At 50.7% G+C, this 9444-nt stretch carries 13 protein-coding genes; 1 reads left to right on the top strand and 12 read right to left on the bottom strand.

Going from position 1 to position 9444, the window contains the following annotated elements; translation table 11 throughout:
* From M8370_RS22190 to M8370_RS23520, 9 genes are all read right to left on the bottom strand, one after another.
* A partial coding sequence (locus M8370_RS22190) for a DUF4062 domain-containing protein (RefSeq protein ID WP_250021748.1) occupies positions 1-112 on the bottom strand: 112 nt, incomplete at its 3' end.
* A gap of 427 nt (positions 113-539) precedes the next feature.
* Positions 540-1352, bottom strand: a complete 813-nt coding sequence (locus M8370_RS22185) for a phage polarity suppression protein (RefSeq protein ID WP_032675266.1) — start codon at positions 1350-1352, stop codon at positions 540-542.
* A gap of 19 nt (positions 1353-1371) precedes the next feature.
* Complete coding sequence (locus tag M8370_RS22180) at positions 1372-1644, bottom strand: ogr/Delta-like zinc finger family protein (RefSeq protein WP_250021746.1); 273 nt, start codon at positions 1642-1644, stop codon at positions 1372-1374.
* Complete coding sequence (locus tag M8370_RS22175; protein ID WP_250021745.1) at positions 1644-2405, bottom strand: phage polarity suppression protein; 762 nt, start codon at positions 2403-2405, stop codon at positions 1644-1646. The genes M8370_RS22180 and M8370_RS22175 overlap by 1 nt, the downstream gene beginning before the upstream one ends.
* Before the next feature lie 400 nt (positions 2406-2805).
* Positions 2806-5478: a TOPRIM and DUF927 domain-containing protein gene (locus M8370_RS22170; RefSeq protein ID WP_250021744.1), complete on the bottom strand. Its 2673-nt coding sequence runs from the start codon at positions 5476-5478 to the stop codon at positions 2806-2808.
* Positions 5475-5858, bottom strand: coding sequence for a DUF5375 family protein (locus tag M8370_RS22165; protein ID WP_001075583.1), 384 nt, complete (start codon positions 5856-5858; stop codon positions 5475-5477). Before M8370_RS22165 ends, M8370_RS22170 begins: the two co-directional genes overlap by 4 nt.
* Positions 5855-6139 carry a hypothetical protein gene (locus M8370_RS22160; RefSeq protein WP_250021743.1) on the bottom strand — a complete coding sequence of 95 codons (285 nt, stop codon included), beginning with the start codon at positions 6137-6139 and terminating at the stop codon, positions 5855-5857. Before M8370_RS22160 ends, M8370_RS22165 begins: the two co-directional genes overlap by 4 nt.
* A 31-nt stretch (positions 6140-6170) precedes the next feature.
* Complete coding sequence (locus M8370_RS22155; RefSeq protein ID WP_250021742.1) at positions 6171-6530, bottom strand: hypothetical protein; 360 nt, start codon at positions 6528-6530, stop codon at positions 6171-6173.
* Positions 6523-6699, bottom strand: a complete 177-nt coding sequence (locus tag M8370_RS23520; RefSeq protein WP_349665611.1) for a host cell division inhibitor Icd-like protein — start codon at positions 6697-6699, stop codon at positions 6523-6525. Before M8370_RS23520 ends, M8370_RS22155 begins: the two co-directional genes overlap by 8 nt.
* Before the next feature lie 190 nt (positions 6700-6889).
* On the opposite strand from M8370_RS23520, the gene M8370_RS22145 reads away from it, so the two are divergent.
* Complete coding sequence (locus tag M8370_RS22145) at positions 6890-7075, top strand: YlcI/YnfO family protein (RefSeq protein ID WP_000190569.1); 186 nt, start codon at positions 6890-6892, stop codon at positions 7073-7075.
* A 96-nt stretch (positions 7076-7171) separates the two neighbouring features.
* Here M8370_RS22145 and M8370_RS22140 read toward each other — a convergent pair whose 3' ends face one another.
* The 3 genes from M8370_RS22140 to M8370_RS22130 all read right to left on the bottom strand — a co-directional run.
* Positions 7172-7402, bottom strand: coding sequence for a helix-turn-helix transcriptional regulator (locus M8370_RS22140; RefSeq protein WP_001670042.1), 231 nt, complete (start codon positions 7400-7402; stop codon positions 7172-7174).
* A gap of 369 nt (positions 7403-7771) precedes the next feature.
* Positions 7772-8410 (bottom strand): hypothetical protein, encoded by a 639-nt coding sequence (locus M8370_RS22135; protein ID WP_001066527.1) that lies wholly within the window; start codon positions 8408-8410, stop codon positions 7772-7774.
* Between the two features lie 30 nt (positions 8411-8440).
* On the bottom strand, positions 8441-9444 hold a 1004-nt coding region (locus M8370_RS22130), incomplete at its 5' end, for a tyrosine-type recombinase/integrase (RefSeq protein WP_250021741.1).

The raw sequence follows: 9444 nt of genomic DNA, 5'->3' as shown, positions 1-9444 counted from the left end.
CCATTCCCGCAGGTATATGCCCGGCAGTTAATATAGCGCTTACGGCGGCTTGCCTTTCTTCAATGAGGTCAGTAAAAGTTGATGAAATGAAAACTTGAAATTTTCTATTCATTTTTAATCCGTGTAAAGTTATTGTTATCCAACATACCCGCAAAATTCGATAGGTAACTTTAAGGTGGTATTATTAGCCTTTCATTAGTATCTCATACTGAAAATGATCGATAACAGGAAGACATTCGACGCCAATACCAACATCAGAGCATCATCATATGATATAGGTTAAAGCCTGTTCAAGGCCGATTAGCGTTTGTTCTCTAACTTTCCCCTCAGCGCGAGCAGCCCCGCCCGCCTGCCCGCTCCACTTAACAGGGTGGTTTTCATGCACATCGTAAATCGCTTCAGGAGCCGCCACACAAGGACTTTTGCGTCAAAAATAACGCATGACTGTCATGCGCTTTCATGCGGCATAGACATGCACTCAGGCTACAGACATCAAAAACCCGGCACAGGCCGGGCTAAAGTTAGTGGTTCTGTTCAGATCAAAACAGTTTTCTTTTTTTCCTGTCATCATGTGAGCCTGATACCGGCGCTGAACCGGCCAGGCTCATCACGTCGTCCCGGAATCTCAGCGGCAATATTTCACTCGTCCATTTCAGCATGAGATTCAGGATAAATTCACGATATAGTGTATCTGCATCATTTGTACCTTCAATAATCCCCGGTATATGCGCTGAGCTATCCCGTTCAAATTGTCTGTACTTCATCCTGAGCAGGCTGCTCAATTCAGCACCGTTGAAAATAAAAAAGTCACGCAGAAGCTCATCAATACGCTCTTCCGTGATGCCATGATGGCAGTTTACGTAGGCGTTTGCCTTACGACCTGTCACGTTAGCCAGTACCGGCAACTGCTCTTCTTTTTCAGTGATCAGACCGGCCAGTTCGGCGGCTGTTTCCTGTTGTTCCAGATACTCAGCCCGAAGAGCTTTCATCTCTGGGGTCACGATACCGCCGTTCTGGCTAAGCAATTTCCTGAACTGCACCCGATTGTCTTTGCTCGCCTGTTCAGTTTCGGCCTGATGCTGACGCAGAGCCCTGAGGTTCTCAATAGCTGTATCTTCGGCCTGTCTGGCCTCCACCCAGGCCTGCATTTTTTGGTAAAGGTCAATTATCCTGGACTGCCAGTCGGAAGAAAGGCCTTTTGTCAGTGTTTCCGTCTGGCGGGCGATTTCATCTGCAGGCAACCGCATGAGCCAATCCGCATCCTGAAGTGGTTTCTTTGCCCTGGCGAGGAGTGTCACTACATGTCCGGTTGCGGCCTGAATCTGGTTTTCGGTCAATTGTTGTTCTGTCATATTATGGTTCCTCCCCATTTTATTGTGCATGACGGTCTTTAAGGGTACAGGCCGAGCCGTAGCGGCCCAGCGTCTGCGACTTACGTGCGGGGGAATCATCCTGCGACTCAGGTTGAGATGGCACGGGTTTATGCGGCTTCATAATTATCGTGTCAACGCTTTCCAGCGCTGTAAATGTGCAGGAACATTCAAGATTCTGGCACTGATACCATGAGCGTTTAACCGATGGTGCTTCATAGGCGGAGGTTCTGGCGTGTGCCGTAGTGCCGCATTCGGGACATTTAAGTGCCATCAGATACCCTCCGCGGCTCGGTTACGTTTTTTCAGTTCTTCACGTTCCTGCCGGATCTTCATTTTATGAAGGGCCGCCGGAGAGGGAAGTTTGCGGAAATCAGCAAGGGCAGCATAATCCGGCGCAACACCTGCCAGTTTAAACACCGGGTCCTGTTCCGGCATCGCAGCGTTAGTAAGAGCCGGTTTGGTGATATGTTTGTGAATAAAGTCTTTCAGTACTGTGTCCGGGTCATTAACTGAATTCACCACACCCACAACGGCACTGGCTTCCCGCCCCATTGTGGTTTTGAGCAGGCTCAGTGTCTGGATTAACGCCTGACCATGCGACTGCATGAAGTCTTCCCAGATTTGCTTTGCGCGAATTTCCACAAGGGTGTTATGTGCGCTGATATACTGCCCGGCTAATTTCCCGGCCTCCTGCGGTAATAAGGCATTTTCGCTTTCCTGAGCTGCCAGCAGTTCATCAAAATCCTCAAGCGTTTCTCGTCCCAGCGCAATTTCCGTGCGCAGTTTTTTCATTTCCTTTGAGACTACGCCCTGACTTTCACGAAACAGCGTGCGCCACTCCTCATTCAGCGCGTTAGTCGTGGCTTCCATTTCAGCGCGGCGCTGGCGGATTGTCGCAATATTATCTGCTGCCGCTTTTTGCTGACGACGTGCTTCAAGCCATGCGTTTCTGGTTATGTTCAGGGTTTCCAGTGCCCGCTGCGTTACAGCCGGAAAAGTGGAAAGGCTGGTATTCTCTGCGGTGTTGTTCATGACTTCTCCTGTCGGGTTGCTTCGTTACGTCAATTGTGTCGTGGCTGACACAAGCGCACTATCGGTGCTCAGTGTGTGGTGGCTGGCACAACGGGCGTTTGCGGTTATTCAGGCGTGGCTATGAAAGCCAGCCAGATAAAAATGCCTCGGTTTCAGTCTGCGTTATGTCCCTGATGCGGTGGAACAGGTGAAACATGTGTTACAGCATTGTTTTATAAAGTATTTATATGCACAACACAGGTGGAACATCGCGGGTAACAAGGTGGAACAGCGGATCGGCTGGCGTTCCACCTGTTCCACCTCACTATTTCAAAAGGTGGAACAGGCTCAGCCCTTGTAAAATACGGTTGTTCCACCTGTTTCACCTGTTACCCTTAATAAATAAGACTCACGCAAAGCCTTAACCCGGCACCTCGCTGTTGAAGACATAGAGTCTGCGGGGATTCATCTCTGGAGGGCGAATGGTTGTCTGTAGCTTGCCATCGGTGGAGGGCAGCAGGTATCCACGATCCGCGCACAAACGCGCCACCTTGCGCGGGTCAAATCCCCGGCAGATTTCTTTCCAGCCGGACGGCATGACGTAGAACGTGGTGACGGCTTCCGTGCCCTGCGCGGTACTGCCTTTCTCCACCCTGCGCCAGCCCACCATATTGCCGGGGCGGTTACGCTCGTCGTGCCAGTCAGCAAAGCGGCTGTACTGATTCGCGGTAAAGAAGCTGCGTACCTGCTCCAGTGCGGCAATATCTTCCTGATTGGCGGTGTGCCCGCGATCTTTCAGCCATGCGTTCAGGCAGACGCGGGTTGCCCGCAGCGCTTCACCCTCAGGCCAGCCGGTGATACCCAGCCGGGTTGCCAGCTCGCCCGCCATCGCCACCAGTGCAAAGCGGTTCACAGCCCGGCCCACCTGATTACCCGCATCTTTCGGGGTCAGGGCGGCGGTATATTCCTTCATCAGTGACTTTGCCTGTGCCGTCAGCCCGTTAAGGTCAGCGGTCAGGGCTTTCAGCCACTCCCTGAACGGCGAACCGTAGTAGCTGGACGTGGCCCACTCCAGATGTTCCGCCAGAGCCTTGCCGCTGTCGAAGCCGTGCAGCTCCTCAAATACGCCAAACTTCCCGGAATCACTGGGGATCTGGATCATCCTGACTTCCATCCCGGCAAAGGTACGCTCACCGGCTTTTGCCGCATGTTCAGTCAGTGACAGCTCGCCGGTTGAAAAGAACAGCAGCCGCCACTGCTTACGGGTGCGCAGCTCACCGTCCGTACCGGCACGGCCCTTGCCCTGACCGTTTGCCAGCATGTAGGCGATATTGCCTGCCTCGCGTCCGTCCACCTCCCGGATCTCATCGAGCATCATGGCGGCATCGTTGCGGCGGCTGGCGCATCCCTCCAGCGCGTTGCCGGTTGCCCGCCACGTCTGCCAGTAGTCAGGCCCGCCGCAGACGGAGGTTGCCGCTTTCATCGTGGTGGTCTTACCGTCCGTCGATTCCCCCTTGAGGTGGTAGCCGCCGCCGTCCATACCAACCAGCCGTAACAGTGGTGCAGCAAAAGCCAGACTGACGGCAAACGCCACGCGGGAGTTGCCGGTGCAGTAGCGGGAAACGTGCTCCCGCCATTCCTCCGTTGTGCCCGACACTCGGAAATCGCGACCCTGCACGGAAGTGGTCTGGAGAATGACACTTTCCGCACCTTCACCGCTGACCTCATCCTGCAGGACGTAAACCTGACCATGCCACCCGGTGCGGCTGACGCAGGTCACGCGGCGTTCCGGTTTACACAGCGAGATATATTCCATCAGGCGGGCGCGGGCCTCGCCGGTGGTGCTGATATAAGACAGCCCGTTGACCAGCAGTACCCGGCGCAGCTCCTCACCGCTGCCGCTCAGCATTTCCATCGGCATCGCCCAGCGGCGGCGCTCTCCCCACGTATCTTCCCACTCCAGCAGTCGCCCGAAGTTACCGCCATCGGCATCGCAGGTGATTGCCGTCACGCGCAGCGGGTTGCATATTTTGACGTTCTGGATTTCCGTCTCACCGTTGCGCTGTACCTGTTTTTCATACCAGAGATATTCCTGGGTAAGACGGAACCCGTGCGGCAGCTGCGTGCGGCCTTCCCCGCACAGCACCAGACCGTTACGAAAGGCTTCACGGGCGCGGGTAATACCGTGCTCCCGATGGAAATCATTCCAGTCAGCCTTAATCTCTCCTGGTGGCAGCGTCATCCAGCCGCCAACAGCTTTTGCCGCCCGTTCAGCAAAGGATCTGCCGGGGTTTTCGCCCCCGTCCTGAAAATCGTTATCACCGGCGATGATAATTTTTACCTCAGGCCAGCGTGCCCGCAGCGACTGCGCCACGTTGGGCAGGTTGCCCGCAGATATGGCAGCCACTACGCACCCGGCGGTGAGCTGACTTACCGTCAGCGCCGTGGCGTAACCTTCGGTGATCACCACCTGTACCGGCGGTTCAGACGGTAGCGGACTGAGCGCCACAAACGCGCCTTTCATCGTGCTGCCGGGCAGTATGCTTTTTTCACCCGTCGGGGCGATAAGCTGCGCACCGGTCACGGCTCCGGCGTTGGTGGTGAGCGGTAACAACAGGGAACCGGCAGGAAAATCCTTACCGCTGATATGCTGCACGCTCCCGGTCAGGGAAGCCGGGTATCCGGCAAATCCTTTTCCGGTCAGATAGGGGCTTTCTCCCGTATGGCTCTCTTTCATCAGCGCCGCCACGGTAAGGCTCATATCGCGTTTAGGGGCTTTTTGCCTGGCGGGCTTAACGGGCAGTTCCTGCACATCCGGCACATTAAGCACCTGCGCCACCTCCTGCGCTGCCTTTCTGACGCCGTAACCGGTCATGAGCTTAACCAGATCCAGACCATCACCATTGCCGCACTGGCTGCAAATCCACGTCCCGCGCCCGTCAAGGTCATCGAGACGAAAACGATCCTTGCCCCCACATTTCGGGCAGGGGCCGTGCCTGCCGTTTTCAGGTACATCAATACGCAGCATCTGCAGAATAACGGGCCATTTCCCCCGCGCAGCGTCTGAAATCTGCGTAACCTTCTGTGTTGTCATACTTCCCCCTGATACAGCGCCACACCCGTGCTGCAGAAGTCATCAAAGGCCGCCGGAAGCGTGCGGTACAGCTCCGCCATCACTTCACAGCCGCGCACGGTCAGTACCGGCGGCGCGGTCAGCAGTGACGGCTCCAGCATGTCAGTCAGCAGTGCCAGCGCGGCAGCGGCGCCCTGTGCTTCGCCGTACTCGTTAATCAGTGCGCATTCGATATGCAGCGCAATGGCCATTTCAATACGCTCCACCGTCAGGCTGTGCGGACCATACTGATCGCTGCCGGTTTCGTTCAGCGTTTTTTGCCGCCATGCCGAAGCAATCGCCCGCCGGTACAGCGCGGTGGTCATTTCTGCCGGGAAAATGGAAACCTGCGGCTGGTTCATCTTGTACCTCCTTCAATCAGTGCGCAGCTGTGCGCAATATCCGTCAAATCTGCCCGCAGGTATTCCATCAGCGCGGCGACACCCGGCGCACAGCCTGCATCCAGCGCTCCGACCTGAGACGGGTATTCAGAAAAGAGAAGCTGGAGCAGGTCGCAGGCATTTCTTGCGCGGGTCAGCTTTCCGAAACCGTCCTCTGACAATCCATAGGCAAAAGCACCGGCATTGGGTTTTTCAGGCAAAGTGTGGCCCTGAGCACTGTTGTGCCCGTTTGAAATATTCATCGTGGATTACTCCGTTTTCAGCGGTGTTTTGTCAGAGAAACTTTGAATAGTGACTGTCGTCAGGTTCAGCAGAACGCCGTATGCTGCGCTCCTGCCAGCGGGTAAATACCACAGACGGATGCAGTGTCAGCGGGCCGGAGCCACTACCGCCTGCCGGAGCTGGTGAAGGTTTAAAGAGCGGCGCATCAAAAAGGCGCGTATACCGCTGTTTAAACCATGCCAGAGGGCAGGAAGAAAGCTGGTTGTCGCTGTCATGACGTATCAGCACTTCACAGCTGAATTCAGGATTAACCAGCGCCACGGAGGGTGAGGCTTCAATTAATCGGATGATTGTGACGGTCCAGCCACGTTCATGCTGCCAGCGTTCGCCGGGTTGCGGATAATTACGCATGTTCACCTCCGCAGGGAATACACCCGGCAAAGCTCAGCACATAGTCCGGGGCAAGTCTGCGCCGCGCTGAGCGCTCGTTATCTGCGGTGATCCTTAACATCACAGGACGGGCATTGCGTTGACTGCGGTTGATCGCAGCAAATAACCAGGTACACTTCTTTTTAGCCATCTTCGTTTCCTCATACAGCGGATTGGTCAGAGGCCCGGTTAGTGTTGCTGCACTGCCGGGCTTCGCCTTTTTCACCCTAGAACACTTAAGGTGTGGCCCACTATAAATATTAGGTGTGGCCCACGTCAATGCTTTTCTTTGTTCTTTTCCCGTGTATACTGTGGCCCACCAAACATACGGAGATTCAGTAATGGCTACCGGTACAAAGAATGCTAAATCACAAGCCTTAAAGGCACGAGTGCCACATGACGTAGTTGAAGCGATGGAAATGGTGAAAGAAGAGGACGAAAGTACGTCACAATTCATCATTACATCCATGCAAAGTGAGATCAAACGCCGCCAGCGCAGGAAAGTTAAGCCAGAACAAGGAGGCTGAATAGAGAAGCTAACAGACGTTCTCTCAGGCTCCATGCTAATTTCAGTAAGCGACAATATTTTTAAGCCCACAAACTCAATATGTCGGGCTTTTTTATTAGTGATTTTCATGCCGTTCACCACGAGAGGCATATATTTGCTCTTGAATCCAGTGATCGACTTCGCTTTCAACAAATGAAATTGCACGAGTTCCTATTTTTACTGGGCGGGGAAATGTATTATTTGAAAGCTGTTTGTAAAGCCATGCCTTGCTACGCTGAACGCGTCTTAACACCTCTTTTGCTGAAATAAGAGTCTGATTATCTGAAAGGTTGTTTGCATATTCCATCTTGTTACTCCGTGTTCTACTTAAGTTCACGGTGACTTTAAACACTGAAAAAAAGTGATTCTAGTGATAATGGAATCTATTAATACAAACGCTGATTCTATTGAAACGTGATAGTTTCTACTGAAAAAAGAAATAATGTTCATATGAAAGAACACGAGAAGAGGAAAATGCACAACAAAATAAAATCAATAAAATTCATATAGATATCATTGCAGCACAAACAAATCATACGTTAGAAGGTATTATTGCGTTTTATCGATTCATATTACTCAGGGATTACCACAGTATTACACTGTATTACCCCCTATAGCCCCTTAGAGCCTCTTGTAGCCCCTTCTAATGAGAGATATACAGATAGCAATAATAAATTCACTCTCCGTATTTTATAATGTCTTTCCCCAGCTTTATTTTCTTATAGAACGTAGCTTTTTTAACTCCTTTCAATAGAATCTCATTCTCATTACAAAAAGAAACAATATCATTATATATAACACTATTATCGCTATAATTTCCCTTTCCATGTTTCTTAAGCAACTCAATTAGTAAGTAAATTAATTTACAACTATAATTATCCTCATCATCTTTTCTGTACTGCCCTCTGCCATTACTCCTTAACTTTTTACCAACTTCATATAATTCACTTCCTCCTAGCATCATTAAAATATCGCCCCAATCTTTATTTTTTACTTGTTGTTGCAATGCGTTCTCAATTCTTTCCTTAATTTCAGGAGGTACAATATCTTCCCTCTGAAAGATATAAGCGGCAGTTAATACTAAATTCGCCTCCACTTTTTGCGTGGCGGATATGTTTTTATATTCATTAATCAATTGTAGATTTCTGGTTATTGCCTTTCTTAACCGAATAACCTCTTTTAATTGAATATCAGTCAATTCATCATTTTCGGTATCATAGTCAAAACCATTCATAGCAAGCGCCACTTCGTGCGGCGTAATGTACGTTAACCTATTAAAATAAAACAAATTATTATCAGATTGAGTGTTATTCATTTGAATCTCTCCTCAGTACCACAATGGTAATTATTTTCCATGCACACGCGCAAAATCATATGGTGTGATAGATCCATTCTTGTTAGCATCAATGTAATCAGCCCACCATTGCAGCATTAATCTTCTTTCTTCAAGATATTCAGAAGTATGCATATATGAACCTTTCACGTTTTTTCGTTCAACGTGACTTAGCTGTCTTTCAATGGCATCATCATTCCATAGTTTCGACTCACTTAGCGCACCACGCGCCATAGTTCTAAAACCATGCCCACATACTTCTGTCTTCGTATCATATCCCATTACACGTAAGGCGCTATTTACAGTATTTTCACTCATTACTTTTTTAGGATCATGATCGCTGGGAAATATAACCTCGCCTTTACCGCTCAAGGCATGTAAACGTTTAAAAATATCAAATGCTTGTTTGCTAAGAGGAACAATATGTTCAGTTTTCATCTTCATCCCACGCTCAGAGTGTTTTACGCCGGGAATAGGTTTACGAATTCCAGGTATCGTCCACTCGCTTCGTTCAAAGTTAACCTCACTCCAGCGAGCAAAACGCATCTCACTTGAACGAATAAATGTGAGTAGCGTTAATTCAACGGCAAGCCGTGTCATTAGTCGCCCTTTATAGCGTGATAGTCTTTCAAGAAACTCAGGGATTCTTTTTGGGGGTAGTGCTGGGTGATGGGTTGTCTTAACGCTTAAAAGCGCTCCAGCCATATCACTGGCAGGATTTGATTCAAGAAGGTCATTCTGCACACCGAAACGCATAATTGCGGTTACGCGCTGCATCAGTCGCTGCGCAACATCATGTTTACCTGCCGCATCAACAGCTTTGATCGGATTGAGAAGCTGGCTGGTTCTCAACGTTCTGGCGTCAATTTGACCTATCGAGGGGAAAATATACTGCTCAAGCGTCAGCAGAACGCGACGGCTATGATCTTCGCTCCAAGTTAGGTTACTTGCGTGCCATTGCCTTGCGATAGTTTCAAATAAATATGCCCCCTCAATTTCAGCTTGTGCCCCCTTTT

The sequence above is a fragment of the Enterobacter cloacae complex sp. OE43NF genome, from assembly GCF_023544405.1.
In the GTDB taxonomy this organism is placed as follows: Bacteria; Pseudomonadota; Gammaproteobacteria; order Enterobacterales; family Enterobacteriaceae; genus Enterobacter; species Enterobacter cloacae.
The sequence above is the reverse complement of the archived record's forward strand: the minus strand, read 5'-3'. Positions and strand labels throughout refer to the sequence as shown.